This window comes from Bradyrhizobium sp. USDA 4354 (assembly GCF_054060315.1).
In genome coordinates this window covers 4,737,762-4,753,888 of record NZ_JBSSDC010000001.1, presented here as the reverse complement: position 1 = coordinate 4,753,888, position 16,127 = coordinate 4,737,762, and the positions used below count along the sequence as shown (strand labels likewise).

The 16,127-nt window shown below is 64.1% G+C and carries 23 protein-coding genes; 9 read left to right on the top strand and 14 right to left on the bottom strand.

Going from position 1 to position 16,127, the window contains the following annotated elements; translation table 11 throughout:
* Positions 1-14: 14 nt before the first annotated feature.
* Positions 15-659 (bottom strand): trimeric intracellular cation channel family protein, encoded by a 645-nt coding sequence (locus ACVIIV_RS21875; RefSeq protein ID WP_456745997.1) that lies wholly within the window; start codon positions 657-659, stop codon positions 15-17.
* A gap of 166 nt (positions 660-825) precedes the next feature.
* On the opposite strand from ACVIIV_RS21875, the gene ACVIIV_RS21870 reads away from it, so the two are divergent.
* A complete protein-coding gene (locus ACVIIV_RS21870; protein WP_456745996.1) occupies positions 826-1,218 on the top strand; it encodes a hypothetical protein in 393 nt (130 codons plus the stop codon).
* 200 nt (positions 1,219-1,418) lie between these two features.
* Here ACVIIV_RS21870 and ACVIIV_RS21865 read toward each other — a convergent pair whose 3' ends face one another.
* Genes ACVIIV_RS21865 through ACVIIV_RS21855 form a run of 3 tightly spaced genes read right to left on the bottom strand, consistent with a single transcriptional unit; the run spans position 1,419 to position 2,963 of the window.
* Positions 1,419-2,228, bottom strand: coding sequence for an isocitrate lyase/PEP mutase family protein (locus ACVIIV_RS21865; RefSeq protein ID WP_456745995.1), 810 nt, complete (start codon positions 2,226-2,228; stop codon positions 1,419-1,421).
* A gap of 51 nt (positions 2,229-2,279) precedes the next feature.
* Positions 2,280-2,630 carry an antibiotic biosynthesis monooxygenase family protein gene (locus ACVIIV_RS21860; protein WP_456745994.1) on the bottom strand — a complete coding sequence of 117 codons (351 nt, stop codon included), beginning with the start codon at positions 2,628-2,630 and terminating at the stop codon, positions 2,280-2,282.
* Between the two features lie 24 nt (positions 2,631-2,654).
* Positions 2,655-2,963: an NIPSNAP family protein gene (locus ACVIIV_RS21855; RefSeq protein WP_456745993.1), complete on the bottom strand. Its 309-nt coding sequence runs from the start codon at positions 2,961-2,963 to the stop codon at positions 2,655-2,657.
* A 165-nt stretch (positions 2,964-3,128) separates the two neighbouring features.
* On the opposite strand from ACVIIV_RS21855, the gene ACVIIV_RS21850 reads away from it, so the two are divergent.
* The 3 genes from ACVIIV_RS21850 to ACVIIV_RS21840 all read left to right on the top strand — a co-directional run bounded on the left by ACVIIV_RS21850 (position 3,129) and on the right by ACVIIV_RS21840 (position 5,428).
* Positions 3,129-3,827 carry a metalloregulator ArsR/SmtB family transcription factor gene (locus ACVIIV_RS21850; protein WP_456745992.1) on the top strand — a complete coding sequence of 233 codons (699 nt, stop codon included), beginning with the start codon at positions 3,129-3,131 and terminating at the stop codon, positions 3,825-3,827.
* 141 nt (positions 3,828-3,968) lie between these two features.
* The gene (locus ACVIIV_RS21845) at positions 3,969-4,979 is read left to right on the top strand and encodes an alpha/beta fold hydrolase (RefSeq protein ID WP_456745991.1); all 1,011 of its coding nucleotides are present in this window, start codon (positions 3,969-3,971) and stop codon (positions 4,977-4,979) included.
* A 197-nt stretch (positions 4,980-5,176) separates the two neighbouring features.
* A complete protein-coding gene (locus tag ACVIIV_RS21840; RefSeq protein ID WP_456745990.1) occupies positions 5,177-5,428 on the top strand; it encodes a GCG_CRPN prefix-to-repeats domain-containing protein in 252 nt (83 codons plus the stop codon).
* A gap of 161 nt (positions 5,429-5,589) precedes the next feature.
* Here the strand turns inward: ACVIIV_RS21840 and ACVIIV_RS21835 are convergent, their stop codons facing one another.
* Both ACVIIV_RS21835 and ACVIIV_RS21830 read right to left on the bottom strand, forming a co-directional pair.
* Complete coding sequence (locus ACVIIV_RS21835) at positions 5,590-5,877, bottom strand: twin-arginine translocation signal domain-containing protein (RefSeq protein WP_456745989.1); 288 nt, start codon at positions 5,875-5,877, stop codon at positions 5,590-5,592.
* 82 nt (positions 5,878-5,959) lie between these two features.
* A complete protein-coding gene (locus ACVIIV_RS21830; RefSeq protein WP_456745988.1) occupies positions 5,960-6,289 on the bottom strand; it encodes a hypothetical protein in 330 nt (109 codons plus the stop codon).
* Positions 6,290-6,422: 133 nt separating this feature from the next.
* Here ACVIIV_RS21830 and ACVIIV_RS21825 point away from each other — a divergent pair, with 133 nt between their 5' ends.
* Positions 6,423-7,076, top strand: coding sequence for a glutathione S-transferase family protein (locus tag ACVIIV_RS21825; RefSeq protein ID WP_456745987.1), 654 nt, complete (start codon positions 6,423-6,425; stop codon positions 7,074-7,076).
* A 75-nt stretch (positions 7,077-7,151) separates the two neighbouring features.
* Positions 7,152-7,304, top strand: coding sequence for a hypothetical protein (locus tag ACVIIV_RS21820; protein ID WP_456745986.1), 153 nt, complete (start codon positions 7,152-7,154; stop codon positions 7,302-7,304).
* A gap of 16 nt (positions 7,305-7,320) precedes the next feature.
* On the opposite strand, the gene ACVIIV_RS21815 is transcribed toward ACVIIV_RS21820, so the two are convergent.
* Positions 7,321-7,668 carry a hypothetical protein gene (locus ACVIIV_RS21815; protein WP_456748790.1) on the bottom strand — a complete coding sequence of 116 codons (348 nt, stop codon included), beginning with the start codon at positions 7,666-7,668 and terminating at the stop codon, positions 7,321-7,323.
* A 17-nt stretch (positions 7,669-7,685) separates the two neighbouring features.
* Here ACVIIV_RS21815 and ACVIIV_RS21810 point away from each other — a divergent pair, with 17 nt between their 5' ends.
* Positions 7,686-8,126, top strand: a complete 441-nt coding sequence (locus ACVIIV_RS21810) for a hypothetical protein (RefSeq protein WP_456745985.1) — start codon at positions 7,686-7,688, stop codon at positions 8,124-8,126.
* 98 nt (positions 8,127-8,224) lie between these two features.
* Here ACVIIV_RS21810 and ACVIIV_RS21805 read toward each other — a convergent pair whose 3' ends face one another.
* Together ACVIIV_RS21805 and ACVIIV_RS21800 are read right to left on the bottom strand one after the other, a co-directional pair.
* Positions 8,225-8,683, bottom strand: coding sequence for a hypothetical protein (locus tag ACVIIV_RS21805; RefSeq protein ID WP_456745984.1), 459 nt, complete (start codon positions 8,681-8,683; stop codon positions 8,225-8,227).
* Between the two features lie 61 nt (positions 8,684-8,744).
* Positions 8,745-10,277, bottom strand: coding sequence for an acyl-CoA carboxylase subunit beta (locus tag ACVIIV_RS21800; RefSeq protein WP_456745983.1), 1,533 nt, complete (start codon positions 10,275-10,277; stop codon positions 8,745-8,747).
* Positions 10,278-10,416: 139 nt separating this feature from the next.
* Between ACVIIV_RS21800 and ACVIIV_RS21795 the strand changes: the two genes are divergently transcribed.
* A complete protein-coding gene (locus tag ACVIIV_RS21795) occupies positions 10,417-10,821 on the top strand; it encodes a DUF4260 domain-containing protein (RefSeq protein ID WP_456745982.1) in 405 nt (134 codons plus the stop codon).
* 140 nt (positions 10,822-10,961) lie between these two features.
* Here ACVIIV_RS21795 and ACVIIV_RS21790 read toward each other — a convergent pair whose 3' ends face one another.
* Complete coding sequence (locus ACVIIV_RS21790; protein ID WP_456745981.1) at positions 10,962-11,894, bottom strand: LysR family transcriptional regulator; 933 nt, start codon at positions 11,892-11,894, stop codon at positions 10,962-10,964.
* Between the two features lie 93 nt (positions 11,895-11,987).
* On the opposite strand from ACVIIV_RS21790, the gene ACVIIV_RS21785 reads away from it, so the two are divergent.
* Entirely contained in the window at positions 11,988-12,407 is a 420-nt protein-coding gene (locus ACVIIV_RS21785; protein ID WP_456745980.1) for a hypothetical protein, read from the top strand.
* A 48-nt stretch (positions 12,408-12,455) separates the two neighbouring features.
* On the opposite strand, the gene blaOXA is transcribed toward ACVIIV_RS21785, so the two are convergent.
* From blaOXA to ACVIIV_RS21765, 4 genes are all read right to left on the bottom strand, one after another.
* Entirely contained in the window at positions 12,456-13,274 is an 819-nt protein-coding gene (gene blaOXA, locus ACVIIV_RS21780; RefSeq protein ID WP_456745979.1) for a class D beta-lactamase, read from the bottom strand.
* A gap of 74 nt (positions 13,275-13,348) precedes the next feature.
* Complete coding sequence (locus ACVIIV_RS21775) at positions 13,349-13,612, bottom strand: EscU/YscU/HrcU family type III secretion system export apparatus switch protein (RefSeq protein WP_456745978.1); 264 nt, start codon at positions 13,610-13,612, stop codon at positions 13,349-13,351.
* Complete coding sequence (fliK, locus tag ACVIIV_RS21770; protein ID WP_456745977.1) at positions 13,609-15,219, bottom strand: flagellar hook-length control protein FliK; 1,611 nt, start codon at positions 15,217-15,219, stop codon at positions 13,609-13,611. Before fliK ends, ACVIIV_RS21775 begins: the two co-directional genes overlap by 4 nt.
* Before the next feature lie 55 nt (positions 15,220-15,274).
* Positions 15,275-16,063 carry an ATP12 family chaperone protein gene (locus tag ACVIIV_RS21765; protein WP_456745976.1) on the bottom strand — a complete coding sequence of 263 codons (789 nt, stop codon included), beginning with the start codon at positions 16,061-16,063 and terminating at the stop codon, positions 15,275-15,277.
* Positions 16,064-16,127: the final 64 nt, after the last annotated feature.

The following is a 16,127-nucleotide window of genomic DNA, read 5'->3' as shown; positions in this document are numbered from 1 at the left end:
GCGCGCGACAGCGCTCACTTCTCCTCATCCCCCGTGAACACGAATTTCGGCATCTCCCATCCGTAGCGCACCGCGAGCAGGCGGAAGCTGAGGCCGAGCACGAAGGTCAAGATCGTCCAGAGCTCGGCATTGAGATTGAGGCCGAACGCCGTGGCATAGAACAACCCTGTCACGACCGAGACGCTGGCATAGAGCTCGGATCGAAACAGCAGCGGCACGTCGTTGCAGAGCACATCGCGCAACACGCCGCCGGCGCAGCCCGTCACCATGCCCGAGACGATCACGATCGGGAGCGAAGCATCCATCTGCCAGCCGACGTTGCAGCCGATCATGGTGAAGACGACGAGGCCGATGGCATCGAGCACGATGAAGGCGAGGTGCAGCCGATGCACCAGCCGCGCGATCAGGATCGTCAGGAGCGCCGCCCCGCCCGGTAGTGCGAGGTAGATCGGGTTCACCACCCACACCAGCGGATAGTGACCGAGAAACAGATCACGCAGCGTGCCGCCGCCAAGCGCGGTGATGCAGGCGAGCAGACAAACGCCGACATAATCCATGCTGCGCCGCCCCGCGGCCAGTGCCGCCGTCATGCCCTCTGCCGTCAAGGCCACGAGCGCCAGAAAGTGCAGCACGCTATCGGTCGGCGGCAGGCTCCACATCAGCTTCGTCCCCTCGTCGCGGCCATGGAACTCACGTCCGGTTCCCGCGTGAACAGGTTCCCGATTCCCGACACGAGAGCAACATGCGACGAAAGCATCGGGTGGCGCGGAACAGAATCTCGCACCTGAGGGTTGTCCCGAAGTCATAACCCGAGGAGACCAATCGATGGCTGACGACCGTTTTCCCAACGATCCGTACCGCCCGAACCTCGCCGACGATGAGTATCTTCGCGCGGCGCGCCGGGATGCCGACCTGCAGGCCGATCCCGAGCTCGGCGAAGGCCCTGCCTCCAGCGGCAAGATCGCGCTGTTTGCGGTGGCGGTCGCCCTGGTGCTGGGCGCCGTGTTCTACGGCTTGAACAACACGACCACCAGCAACCAGGCGGGCAATACCCCGTCAACGCAGACTGCGCAGCAGGCGCCGCCTGCCAATCCGGCCGCGCCTCCCGGCGCGCGTGACGTGACGCCGCGCAACAACGCCGAGCCGGGCGTGACCACGGGGGCTGCCCCGAGCAAGCCCGCCCCGGATACGCCGACTCCGTCTAACGGCGCGAAGTAGCAGTCGCAAGGTAGCTGTCATCGCCCGGCTTGACCGGGCGATCCAGTACTCTGAGATGGTAGCGAATGAATCGAGAAGCCGCGGCGTACTGGATGCCCCGCCGGAGCCTGTCATCGGGCTTGCCGGAGACGAGACCCGGTGGTGGGGATGACACGAGAGGATGAGAGAGCGGCGGGACTCAACATCCCGCCGCTGTTCGTTTAGCTGAACATCTTGTTGAGCTCGCCGCCGGGATAGCCGCCGCTGAGCTCGGCGAATGTCCCCTTCTCCGCCATCTCCTTCGCAGCGCGCATGAAGCCACCCCAGGCGGCGCGGGCAAGCGAGCCGCCGACGCTGATCCGGCGCACGCCGAGATCCTGGGCCTCCTGCAGCGACAGACCGGACGCGCCGATCAGGAGATTGAACGGCTTTGGGTGCACCGCCTTCACCACCGCCGCGATATCCTCGCGGGTCTTCAGGCCCGGCGCGTAGAGACAGTCGGCGCCGGCATCGGCATAAGCGGTCAGCCGATCGATGACGAGCTTGAGGTCGGTGACGCCCCACAAAAAAGCCTCGCAGCGGCCGACCAGCAGCGTGCCACTGTCGCCGATCGCCTTGCGCGAGGCCTTGATGCGCTCGACCGCCAGCGCGCGGTCGTAGAGCGGCTTGTCCTTGTCGCCGGTGGAATCCTCGATCGACAGGCCCGCGACGCCGGTTCGTACACAGCGCTCGACATTGTCGGCGACCTTGTCCGGCTCGACCGCAAAGCCGCCCTCGAAATCGGCGTTCACGGGGATGTCGACGGCCGAGCTCAATGCTGCCAGATGCTGACAGACGTCCTCGACGCTGACGTGATTGTCCGCCTTGCCGATGGTCCAGGCAAAGCCCGCGCTCGATGACGCAATCGCCTTGAAACCGAGATGCTGCAACGCTTTGGCGCTGCCGACATCGACTGGATTGGGCAGGATGAAGCAGCCGCTCTCGTGCATCTTCCTGAACGTCGCGCGCTTGTCCGCGGTCGTCACGTGCATGTTTCTCTCCCTTGTTGGCCGCGAACACATAGGCGCGCGGTTTCAAGTCCGCTAGTGCGCGTCGTGTACGGCGCGGCTGTCCTTCGGAGCCTGCTCGCGGTCGGTCATGCTGTAGTCCCGGATCACGCTGGCAATGCGCAGATGATAATCCGCGAAGATCTTTGCACGGCCCTTTGCCTGGGTGCGGCGGTGCTCCATCGTGTTGCGCCAGGCGGCCACTGCTGCCTCATCCCGCCAGAACGACACCGACAGGATCTTGCCCTTCTCGGTCAGGCTCTCGAAGCGCTCGACCGAGATAAAGCCGTCGATGCTCTGCAGCAGCGGCTTCAGATCGGCCGCGAGGTCGAAATAATCCTGGCGATGTTCCGGCTTGGGCCAGACCTCGAAAATCACGGCGATCATGGGCATCTCCTTCGCGTTGGTGGCCTACAATACCACCTTGCGCAGGAAGGTGCGCTCTTCCGCGAGGATGAATTTCTCCGCCTCCGCAAAGTTGAAGTTTGCCATACCATCGAGATCGGCGCGCAGCCGCTTGCGATAGGACTCGTACGCCGCCAGGCTCTCGAACGAGATCAGGGCGGACGCGATGTTGTTGGTGCCCTCGTGCGGCATGAAATAGCCGATCAATTGGCCGCCACATCTCGGAATGATGGTGAGCCAGCGCTTCGAATATTCCTCGAACTGCGCGCGCTTGAACGGATCGAGCTGGTAACGGATGAAGACGGTGACGGACATGATGGGCTCCTTTGCTTCCACTTCGTCATTGCGAGCGCAGCGAAGCAATCCAAGAATCCCTCGGCGGAGGCAGTCTGGATTGCTTCGTCGCTTCGCTCCTCGCAATGACGAGCGGTGAAAGACTACGCGCTTGCGCCACAACAATGCTTCGTCTATCATCGAAGCATGAAATCAGGTCCCGACATCGCCATGGTCGCCTCCCTCGTCGGCGACCCCGCCCGCGCCAACATGCTCACGGCGCTGATGAACGGCCGCGCGCTCACTGCGAGCGAGCTGGCGCAGGAGGCCGGCATCACGCCGCAGACCGCGAGCTCGCATCTTTCGAAGCTCGAGGCCGGCGGCCTCGTCGAGCCGGAGAAGCAGGGCCGACACCGCTATTACCGCCTCACCGACGACGACGTCGCCGGCGTGCTCGAGGGGCTTGCGGGCCTCGCCGCGCGCACCGGCCACATGCGCGTGCGCACCGGACCGAAGGACCCCGCGCTGCGGCGCGCGCGGATCTGCTACGACCATCTCGCCGGCGATCTCGGCGTGCAGATGCTGGACTCCCTGCGCCAGCGGCAGCTGGTCAGGCAGAAGAAACAGGACATCGAGCTCACGGCTGAGGGCGAGCGATTCCTTGCCAAGCATCTTCAGATCTCGCCCGACATGCTCAGCCACCCACGCCGCCCGGTGTGCAAGGCCTGCCTCGACTGGAGCGAGCGGCGTCACCATCTCGCCGGCACGCTGGGCGCGGCCCTGATGCAGCGCTTCGCCGAGCTGAAATGGGCCGCGCGCGATGCCACGCCCGGCAGCCGCGTGGTGAATTTCACCCGTACCGGCGAGAAGCAGTTCGCCGCGCTGTTCGGGAATGGAAAGGACTGATCACGCAGGCTACGCCAGATCGCACGTTTGCGTGTGATTGGATGATCTCGTCGTGCCCGGGCTTGACCCGGTCATCCACGCCTTTATTGCGGCGGGCACGTGGATGCCCCGGGACAAGCCCGGGCATGACGGAGATCACCCATGACTCGTGTCCTTCCGGCCGCGCTCGCCGCAGTCTTGCTCACCGCCCCACTTTCTTTCGCCCACGCCGCCGACACCGCGCCGCGCGAACCCTACGGCATCGCGCTCGAAGGCTTCGCCTATCCCTATCCCGTGCACCTCTTGCCTGTCATCAACGACGGCGAGCAGCTCAGCATGGCCTATATGGACGTCGCCGCGGCACAGCCGAACGGCCGCACCGTGGTGCTGCTGCACGGGCGCAATTTTCCGTCGAGCTATTGGGCGCCCGTGATCAAGATGCTGAGCGAGGCGGGTTATCGCGTCGTGGTGCCGGACCAGGTCGGCTTCGGCAAATCCTCCAAGCCGCAGGGCGAACTGCACTTCGACAATCTGGCGCGCAACACCATTTCGCTGCTTGATCATCTCAAAATCGATAAGGCCGAGATCGTCGCGCATTCGCTCGGCGGCATGCTCGGCGTGCGTATCGCCCGCGCCTATCCGGGCCGCGTCGCCCATCTCGTGCTGACCGCGCCGATCGGGCTCGAGGACTACCGCCTCTACGTGCCGCCGACCCCGACCGAGAACATGATCGAGACGGAGGACAAGCTCACCGCCGAGGGCTATCGCAAGCAGCTCCAGACCAACTACGCGATCAAGCTGCCGCCAGAGGCGATCACGCCGTTCATCAATGCCCGCTTCAACATCAAGGCAAGCCCGGACTATCCGCGCTGGCTGCGCGCCTTCGTCTCTTCCGGCCAGATGATTTACCGAGAGCCGGTGGCGCACGAGATCCCGCTGATCGCGTTACCGACGCTGTTCATCATGGGCGCCGACGACCACAACGCGCCGGGCCGGCCGCTCGCGCCGGAGGCGCTGCGGGCCAAGATGGGGCACAACGCCGAACTGGCGAAGGCGCTGGCGGCGAAGATGCCGAATGCGCGCGCCGAAGTGATCCCCGACACCGGCCATCTCGTCTTTCTGGAGGCGCCGGAGAAGTACAGGGAACTGGTGCTGAGCTTCCTCGGCCGCTAGCGACACACTTGCGTGTCGTCTGAGGCAGGATGCGGGGAACGTTCATGCCGCATTCAGGTCATGATTGGCAGGTTTGGATCGCGACGTGTCGGCACGCCCCAGATTTAACGTGTCGAATCGTGTGTGTTGATTCATTGTGCGCCGCAAGCGCCGTCCCCCCCCCAAGAATCTGCCCCAAGAACGAGAAGGAAGAACAAATGAAATACCTGTTCGCAGCCGTCGTGCTCGCCAGCACGGTCGTCGGCTTCAGCGAGATGGCTAGCGCCGCCGGTGGTTGCGGCCCGGGCTGGTATCGCGGCCCCTACGGCGGCTGCCGTCCGATGCGAGGCGCTGTCGTCGTTCGCCCCGCCCCCGTGGTGGTCGCCCCGGCGCCGGTCGTCGTTGTGCCTCGCGCGCGCGCGTGCCCCTACGGCTTCCGCTGGTACGCTGGCCGCTGCCGTCCGTTCTGATCTCGTCCATTTGCGTTGCAGAATGGCCGCGCGGCGGAAGCTTGCGCGGCCACTTTTTTGGGTTGCTGCCGGCGATTCCATCCCGTGGAACTGGAGCGCCTCGGAATCGAAACGGGGATCGCCAGTTGCGATCCCCGTCCAATTCTCGAAATGCCTAGGGCTTACCAGTAGTGGCGGCGGTGCCAGCGCCGGCGATGCCGGCGCCAATGACGGTGGCGCCAGCCCCAGTGGCGGTGATGGCCATGCCAATGAACCTGCTCAGGTGTCAGCTTGGCGGCTTCCTCGCTGGTCGTGACGGCAGGGTGAACGTCGGGACTGCCTTGCGGCGTGCGGGTGGGATCAGCGAGCGGCTGCGGTGACAACGGCGCGGCCTGCGCGGCGGTCGCGGCGAAGGCGGCGGCGCCCGCCGTTACCCCCAATGCAAGTTTCAAAAAGTTCCGGCGCTCCATGACTTCTTCCTCTTGGATCATCGTACGAGTGATGCAAAAGGAGTGTCGCGGTGACGACATGAACCGAAGCTGAATCGTACGTTCAGATTTGCAGCGACTCCGTCGCGAACTCCTGCGCCAGCACCAGCGTCTCGCGCGTGCGCTTCACGTCGGGCCAGTCGCGGTTGAAGTCGGCAACGAGCTTCTGTAGCGCGTCACCTTTGAGCATCGCATCGAGCTTTGCCTCGTCATCGAACTGATACATCGCCTGGTGCAGCGAGGGATCATCCAGGCTCCAGAACCGCCACGCCTTGCTCACGCCGAATGCCCTCACTGCGTCGGGCAAATGTTCCGTCTCGTACCACCGGTCGAAAGCAGCGCGCTTGCCGGGATCGGCCACAATGGCACGGACGACGAAGAAGGCTGACGGCATCGGATTTCCTCCCATTGTTTTGCCGCGAGACTAGCCGCTTCAAGCCGCCGGCAACAAAAAAAACTTCGCCCCCCATGTCGGAACGCGCGTTCTTCACACGTCCTTGCTTCGAACAGCGACGTGGAGATGCAAAATGGCCGACCTCACGCTGACCACCTTTGACTGGGTTCCCGAAATGCCCAGGGGCTTCGTGCGCGACCTCCGTGTGCGTTGGGCGCTGGAAGAAGCCGCCCTGCCTTATCGCGTCGCGAGCGTGCCGTTCGAGGATCGCGGCGCCGCACATCTCGCGCATCAGCCCTTTGGCCAGGTGCCGTGGCTGACCGACGGCGACCTCTCGATCTTCGAAACCGGCGCGATCCTGCTCTATCTCGGCGAGCTCAGCGCGAAGCTGATGCCGTCCGATCCGCGCGGCCGCAGCGAAGCCACCAAATGGGTATTCGCCGCGCTCAATTCGGTGGAGATGGCCAGCCTGCCCTGGGCGATGTCGAAATTCATGGGCCATGCGGACGACACGCCGGCATGGAAATTCGTCGACGAGTTCCTCAAGCTCCGCCTGAAACGTATGGAGGCGGTGCTTGCCGGCCGCGAATGGCTGGCGGGCTCCTTCTCCGTCGCCGACATCCTGATGGCGGACGTGCTGCGCCCCGTCGATCGCTTCGACGGGCTTGCGGGGCATCCGGCCTGCCGCGCCTACCTCGCACGCGCCACCGCTCGCCCCGCCTTCGCCAAGGCGCACGCCGACCAGATGGCGCATTTTGCTGCGGCGGATAAGGCGCGCGGGGCGTGATGCGCCTCACACAATCGATCCTGTGCTTGGCATACACTCGCCGGCACCGGAACGACGCAATCCGACAGGTGACCCATGGCTCGCATCGAATATCTCAAGCAACAGATCGCCCGCGCCGAGCGGCTGGCCAAGGCCATCCTCGACCGGCAGACCGCCGACCGGCTTCAAGCCTTCGCCGCCGAATGCCGCACGGAATTATCGGAGCTGACGCTCAAGCGGGCCGCGTGAGACGTGCTGGTGCGCGTCACACCAGCTTCATCGGCGCATCAGCGACGACCCGGAGGTCGATCCGTCCGATCAACGCCGAACGTCGCGCCTCCGCAGCACTGATGGCCTCGTCCGTCTGCCGCAACGTGCTGACATTCGAGCCGAGCGACACGATCCCGCCCAGCACCAGCGCGATCGATCCGAGCGCGGCAGTCTGACCAAAGCCGAATAGACCGAGGATCGTCACGAACAGCAGTGCCGCCCCGCCACCGATCGCGATCTTGGACGCCAGGATGTACTTCCGGCACCGCTCAGCGATCTCGGCGAGCGCCTCGATCCGATCTTCGATATCGGAGATTTCGTCGGTTGGATCGTCTTCGGTCATCATGTTGAAGATTGCGAGTGCTGAATTATGCTCCGGCAACACATCTAAGCAACCTAGACCTCAGCCGCAATCATCGCACTGCCGTGCTATCGATTAAGGCCCTCAACTGTCGGCACACCACCCATCGCCAATACGAAATTCTCGAACAATCGCCGAACTTCTTTTCGAGCAAAATCGGCGCGTCGTTCGACACCGTCTATCGAAATCCAAGCCTGATCGACCACCAACTCCACAACTACAATCCCTTCGATACCCAGGGAATCTACGATAAGCGCATTTACTCTACGATTGGTGGCTTGAGTGGGCCCCGGGTTCCGGTAGTGAGCGAACCGACGACGAATGTTGTCGGTTTCACCAACGTAGATCGCCGTCGAGCCGTCAAGGCGCTTCAGCGAGATTCGATAAAGACCGCTACAGGTCGGCGCCGAGGGGAATACGATCTTGCGATTGTTGTCTAGGCAAACTGCCCCCAATCGAACCCATGCGAGCCGTAAACTACAGTGCAAGTCGTGGTTTGAGCTCATCTTTAGGCAAGCCCGCAACTATGCTCGGCCGGTCAACGTTCCAAGAATATCGGGCTGGGGAAATAGCGCTTCGGATGCTTCCCGGTAGAAGTAATCTCGTGACGACGAATGCGGACGCCCTGCTTATTTACAAGATCATGCCCTTCCGACAAAAAGTATCGAATTAGGGCTCGCTCAATCAATGAGAGGCAGTTCGGCTTCTGCTGGCCGGGCTTCGCAATGAAACGAGCGACTAGGACAATTCGCTTTCCAGACTTGGCATTCTTCAAATGTTGCATGAGACGGGGGTTGTTGCATTGGCCTTTGACACGACCACGTATCTTATTGGCTTTGCCAACATATAAAGCTTCGAACTTCTGTCCATATCGCCGCCCGAACACGTAGACGCCCGCCGCGCTTGGCAACTTATCCAAAGGCACCGAATAGATCAGGTTCTCCTTCGATGCATCCCTCAGAGGAATTGCTCGGGTCCATTCCAATCCCAAAATCATTGCACAAAGCCTTCAAACAAAGGGCAACCTAAAGTCGCAGGCTACCCTTTGTTTCAGACCCTCACAACGGCAGATTGTCGTGCTTCTTCGCCGGCGCTTCCACCTTCTTGTCCTTCAGCATCGCCAGCGCCCTTGCGATCCGCTTCCGCGTCGAGTGCGGCATGATGACGTCGTCGATGTAGCCGCGCTCGGCTGCGATGAACGGCGACAGGAAGCGGTCTTCGTATTCCTTGGTGCGCGCCGCGATCTTGTCGGGGTCGCCGATGTCGGAGCGGAAGATGATCTCGACCGCACCCTTGGCGCCCATCACCGCGATCTGGGCGGTCGGCCAGGCGTAGTTCATGTCGGCGCCGATCTCCTTGGAGGCCATGACGTCGAAGGCGCCGCCATAGGCCTTGCGGGTGATGATGGTGACCAGCGGCACGGTGCATTGCGAATAGGCGAACAGCAGTTTCGCGCCGTGCTTGATCAGGCCGCCATATTCTTGGCTCGTGCCCGGCAGGAAGCCCGGCACGTCGACGAAGGTGACGATCGGGATGTTGAAGGCGTCGCAGAAGCGGACGAAGCGCGCCGCTTTCCGCGAGGCGTCGCTGTCGAGCACGCCGGCCAGCACCATCGGCTGGTTGGCGACGAAGCCGACGGTGCGGCCCGCGATGCGGCCGAAGCCGGTGACGATGTTCTTGGCGAAGGCTTCCGCGATCTCGAAGAAATCGCCCTCGTCGACGACCTTCAGGATCAGCTCCTTCATGTCGTAGGGCTTGTTCGGATTGTCGGGGATCAGCGTGTCCAAGGACATGTCGACCCGCTCGATGGAGTCGAAGCTCGGCCATTCCGGCACGCCGTCGGTGTTGTTGGAGGGCAGGAAGTCGATCAGGCGCCGCATCTGCAAGAGCGTCTCGACGTCGTTCTCGAAGGCACCGTCGGCAATCGAGGAGCGCGTGGCGTGCACCGAGGCGCCGCCGAGCTCTTCGGCGGTGACGACCTCGTTCGTCACGGTCTTCACCACGTCGGGGCCGGTGACGAACATGTAGCTGGTGTTCTTCACCATGAAGATGAAGTCGGTCATCGCCGGCGAATAGACGTCGCCGCCGGCGCAGGGGCCCATGATGACGGAGATCTGCGGGATCACGCCCGAGGCCAGCACGTTGCGTCGGAACACGTAGGAATAGCCGGCCAGCGCGGCGACGCCTTCCTGGATGCGGGCGCCGCCGGCGTCATAGAGGCCGATGATGGGCGCCCTCGCCTTCATCGCCATGTCCTGCAGTTTCGTGATCTTCAACGCGTGGGTCTCGGACAGCGAGCCGCCGAAGACGGTAAAATCCTTGGCGAAGACAAACGTCTTGCGGCCGTTGACGGTGCCCCAGCCGGTGACGACGCCGTCGCCGGGGACCTTGGTCTTCTCCATGCCGAACTCGGTGGAGCGGTGCTCGACGAACATGTCGAACTCCTCGAACGATCCCTTGTCGAGCAGCAGCTCGATGCGCTCGCGGGCCGTCAGCTTGCCGCGGGCGTGCTGCGCCTCGATGCGCTTCTCCCCGCCGCCGAGCTTTGCGCCGGCACGACGATCTTCAAGGGCGTCCAGGATGTGTTTCATTTGCTCCCGCCAGTTCTTAAGTGATGCGGGGTTCTAACACGGCATTTTGCGACCCGGAAAGCCGCTTTCGGCGTCGCAGGGCTGCCCTGCCGCAGCGGGAAAGCGCAAGGAATTACAAAGTTTTGCCCAGGAGGCGAGCGTGACGGAAGGAACGGCCGAGACGGGCGCTGCGACAGGCGGCGTCAACATCCTGCTGCGGCTGGAGGGTCTGACCCTGTTTGCAGGGATGGTGACACTCTATGCGGCCTGGGACGGGTCGTGGCTGGTGTTTGCCCTGCTGTTCTTCGTGCCCGATCTGAGCTTCCTGGCATACCTGTCCGACGCCAGGTTCGGCGCGATGGTCTACAACGCCGCCCACAGCTACATGGCGCCGGTGGCGCTGCTGACGCTGGGCTTCGGCCTCGCCTCGCCCCTCACCCTCTCCATCGCCTTGATCTGGCTTGCCCATATCGGCATCGACCGGGCGCTCGGCTACGGCCTGAAATATTCCGCGGGGTTCGGCTTTACCCACCTTGGGCGGATCGGGCGGCAGAAGGACTCCTGATCTCAAATTTGGCGGCTCGGCAGGTTGACCGGCCGCGGTCTAAGACGCGATGAGTTTTGGATGGATCGTCATCGCGCTTTGGGTTGTTGTTTACGCATGATCTTTCCGGAAAACCGCTTCGCACTTTTCCGGATCATGATTTAGCCACGATAGTCCCATGTGGATGCACTTTCTGAGAGGACCCGCAAGAGACTGCGGATCCGTGTCGGCATCTGTTTGCGGCTGACCTGGATGGCGTGGATCGGCGTATTCGGCACGCGCCAGCCGCGCAACAGCTCGACGATGCGACCGCCTTCGAGATCCTTCAGGCCGCACCATGCCGGAAGCCAAGCTATGCCGAGGCCTCGCGAGACCATCGCCCATGCAACCGACATGTCCTCGACGACGATGCGCTTTCGCGGCAGCATCCTGACCAGCGCGCCGTCCGAAGGATCCTGAAACTGCCACGGCATGAGCTGTCCCGTCGCCGGATCGCGAAAACCAATCTGATGATGCGCGTTGAGTTCTCGGACCGACCGAGGCTCTCCCATAAACTCCACATACCGGCGAGTGGCGGCCAGCACCCACGGAAATGATGCCAACCGCTTCGCGGTGACGCCCGGGTAGTGATCGAGCGAGCCGAAGCGGATGGCGACATCGATACCTTCGGATCCGAGATCAAGACCGAAATCGTCGACTTTCAGTTCGAGCTCGAGCGCCGGGTTGGCCTTTAGAATTGCCGGCAACTTCGGTGCGATGCAGGCCCTGAGGAAAGCGCCCGGCGCCGCGAGGCGCACGCGCCCCGCTTCGCCGCCGCGGGCCTCGTCCAACATAACGTCGAGTTGTTCGGCCTGCCGCAGCAACTCCCTGGCACTCTCCAGCAGACGTTCGCCGTCGTGGGTCAACGAGATCGCATGGGTGGTACGATGGAGCAGCTTCACTCCACGCATCTGCTCGAACCGGGCGATCGCCTTCGACATCGCCGAGGTCGACGTTCCGGCGCGGCGGGCGGCCTCGGCAAAGGAGCCCGCTTCGACGACGCGAACGAACTGAAGCAGATTGAGGAGTTGCTGATGGCTGCGTGGCGTTGCCATGACGTCATCATAGCAGTGACATCGAAACCACTACAAGGCCGGGCGTTCGAAGCGATATCAGCTCGCAGCAAGAACTCACGACCGGAGAGAACAATGTTCGTCGATATCGACAATGCATCACTCGCGATGGCAGGCTCGAACTTGCCCGAAGATCAACCCATCTTCATGCTCAATCTTCTACGCTATCGGGATGAGGCCTTGTACCGGGACAAGTCCGAGCTTCCGGCCTGTAGCGGCCGCGAAGCCTATTACGCGCGCTATGTCCCCGCGTTTCGCAAGGTCGCGATTCCGCAAGGGGTCACGCCAAATTGGCTTGGATCTGTCGGAGCTCTGCTGGTGGCAGCGCAAGGCGAAGCCTGGCACGACGCCGCAATCGTTCGCTACCCGGACTTCGCGACCTTTCGAGGCATCGTCTTGAGCTCCGATTACCGACGTGAGGCCGAGCCCCACCGCTTGGCCGCGCTCGCCGATTGGCGTCTGATTGCGACGACCGAGGTTCAGGTGCCGGATTGACGTGCAACAGCTGCCCTTGGTGGGCGGCTTCGTCGCCGCACGGTCACGCTAGATCGCGCCGATCTCGGCAAGGCAGGCTTGTGTCAGCGTCATGCGCTCGCCGATGAGACGCGGCTCGCGGCAATCCATGTTGAGCGCGAATACGGTGTGCGCCTCGCCTTTCTCGGCCCAACCGACCATCCAGCCGAGCGACGGCTCGCCACGCTCGGCACCCAGCAATCCGGACTTGGCGCGGATGACGCTGTCGCCGACCTTGGTCACCGGCAGGATGTCGGCGACGAGATCCTGGCTGCGCTTGCTGATCGGCAGCGCACGGCGGCGCAGCCGATCGACGAAATCGATCTGCTCGACCGGGTCGATGCGCAGAGCGCCCGTGAGCCAGAACTGATCGATGCCGCCGCCGATGTCGCGATTGCCGTAGTCGAACTCGTCGACATATTTTTGCATGCGCTCCTGGCCGATCCGGCGCGCGATCTCCTGATAGACCGGCACCGCGCTGACCGCGATCGCGCTGCGCAGCGTGTGATCCTTGTTCCAGGCCTCGATCGGACGCTTGACGCCGTCCCAGGGAAACACGTCCTTGTCGGGATCAACGACAACGCCGGTCTCCAGCGCGATCAACGAGTTTGGAATCTTGAAGGTCGAGGCCGGCAGCTTCCCTTCGCCCGAGCGCTCCTTGTCGCTGGCGACGATCAGATAGTCTTCGACCTTGTAGCCGACGAAGGTGCCTGACGTGCCGAGATCGGTGAAGCGTTTTGCAAGACTCTCGCGGATTTCATTGCGCGGCGGCGCGACATGGGCGCGGGCGCGGGATGGCAGGACCGCGGCTGCGGCGAGAAGGCAGAGGGTGGAACGACGGGTCAGCAAAGGCGATATCCGTGAGCAGTGAAAACCAGCGCGACCATGCAGCCGCGACGTGGTGAAACGATGACAGGCTATTTTTACCGCCCCCGGCCCGACAGCCGCAGCGCGAACACCAGCACCTCGGCGACGGCTTTGTAGAGATCCGGCGGGATCTCCTCACCAAGCTCGACCTTGGACAGTGCACCGGCCAGAACCTCGTTCTCCTCGATCGGGATGTCGTGGGCCTTGGCGATCTCGACGATCTTTTCGCCGATCGTGCCCCTGCCCTTGGCGACGACAACAGGCGCGCCAGAGCCCTTCTCGTAATGCAGCGCGATCGCGAGCTTGGATGGATCGCTCATGTCGCGCGATCCAGGAAGTGGCCGGCGCGGGCCGGCGCCGGTTGCGGCGGCGTGCCGTCGCGGACCACGGTATCGCCGGGCTTGAGCTCGGCCCTCGTCAACGCCTGGCTGAGCTCACCGACGCCCGCACGGAGCTGCTGCGCCGTCGCCGGCCGCTCCGCCCACATCCGTACGAAGGTCTTGTCGCCGTTCAGCGTGATCAGCGCATGCACCGGACCCGCCGGCTCGACATTGAGCGAGAAGCGCGCGCGCCAGGCGCGCTTGGCGGGATCGGCGGACTCATTGCCGCCATCGCGCGAGATCTCGAACTGCGCCATCGCGGTGCCCTGCTGGGTCGCGAACGGAATCTCGAAATTCCACTGCGGCACGGCCGGATCGATGCGGTGCCCGCTGGCATCGGTGCGATCGGGGAGCGAAGCAATTTGCAACAGCGTCTGCCGCGCCATCGCGGCATCGGTATCGTCGAGCAGGCGGTGCACGGTCGCAGCGAGGGGCGTATCCGGCGCGAGCGATGGCGCGGCGATGGACTGCGGCGCCGGCAGCGCGCCGCGGAATGGCGGCGGCGCGGCGTGTGCGGCGGCCTCGAAGAGGTGGCCATCCGGCACGGCCTTGTTGGAGCCCGGCACGTTGCCGATCATCCGCGGCAGGTTTTGCGTGACCTCTTGCAGCAGGCTCGCGGCAAGGCCCGCGGACATGATCCGTGATGTCGCCGCCTGCGAAACGCCGCCAGCGATGTCGGCGAGCACGGCAGCGGCGGGATTGGCGCCGCGCGGCATTTGCGGCTGCTGGTTGATTTCGGTTGATGGCGATGCGGGTTGCGCCGCCCCACCTGCTGCCGTCGGCGCGATGCCGACCTGCGGTGTCGCCGCGGCGCCAGTCGGAATCAAGGCGCCTTGCGTCGCTGGCACGGCCGTCTCAATCGTGGCCAGCGCCTGGCGCAGCACCAGCAGCGCCGCCTTCAAATCGGGCCTTGCGCCGGACGACGGCGCCGCGCCCGCGGCAAGCGAAGCTTCGAGGAACAGCCCTGATTTCTGGAAGGCCGATTCGATATCGCCGCCGTCGAGCCCGGTGTCGAGCGGCGTCTGCTGCGCCAGCACGTCCAGCACCGCCTGCTTCAAGCCTGCGGGCAGATTACTGCCGGTGACGACGGAGGTCAGATTGGCAAATAGCGGCGCCTGGCTGCCCTGCCTCGTTGCGGCCTCGGTCGAAGCCACCGTGACGGCGACTTGCTCCGAAGGCGTCAGCGTGCTGCGTGCTGCGCCAGCCGATGGCGCAAGCGGCGGACTCTCCACCAGCGAGGCCGCGCGCGGCGTCAGCGTGACCTGATCGGCCGCCGCCTCGCCTGCCCCGCTCATGACCGCCAGCCGGATGGTGCCGTTGTTCTGCGAGACCGCGAGCTGGAGGTTCTGCCCGGGCGACAGCGCGACTTCCGACATCACGTCCATCGAAAGGTTGGCGATCGCGATCCGCACCAGATTGTCGGCGAGCACGCTGACCACCCTGGCATCGACGACACTACCGGCCTGAAGCACAAGATCCGGTGTCGCCGCATCAGCCAAGGGGCTGGCGGCGCTGACGGGAGCAATGGAGGTGACCGGCGTCGGCATCTGGGGAGCCTTAGGGAGTGCCGGCTACCGTAACCGCTGCGTCGTAAACCTCTCGTTAAGGACCTGTGGGTGGCCTTACGGCCGCCAGCACCGCCACGGCCGCCTCGAAATCCCTGCGGCGGATGGCCCGGCGGCTAGCTGCTTCCTCGTCCACCCCCCATTGCGCGGCGTTCCAGTCCTCATCGACATGGGCGGCGGCCCAGACCTGGCCGGCGTCCCGCGCGCCATGGGCGAGTGCCAGCGCCAATAGCGCCGACCCACTCAGGGTCGTCACCACATGAAGGGCGGCAACCGACCAGGCATCCTGCGGCAGCGCGGCCCGCGCGGCCTTCACCGCCTCGTCCGGCTGCTTCACATGCATGACACCCTCGGACAGGATGAAATGCGCGCCCAGCGTGTCCGCGGCCCAGAACAGCACAGGGTCCCAATGCGCGGCCTCGCGGGCAACCAGCCCTTCAGGGTGGCCGGCGCGATAGAACAGGAGATCAGTCTCGAAGTACTTTGCAAGGTCGTCGCTGACGAGTTCGACGCGGTCGATCACGCCCTCGACCACACTGTTGGCGATCCGCGTCAGCGGCATGGCCACGGGGTCGATCGTCTCGCCCTGGGCCGCCCATTCGGCGGCGACCGCATCGGCGAGCTCGCGCGAAGGGATCACCACCTGACGGCCGGACGGCGTGCGGATCGGCTTGCCGTCGAGGGTGACGGCGAAGCCGCCCTCGGCCTCGGTGACGCCGGCTTCCTTGTAGAATCGTTTGCGCAGCGGCGTGCGCGTGGATGCGCGCGCCGATTCCCGCGGATCCGGCGGGGGCTGCCCCGCAGCTTCTTCGAACAATTCGCGCATGTCGGTGTTTCGATCCTTGTCGTCAATCAAATTACCAATGTCGTGATGGCTTCGCCAGGACGAC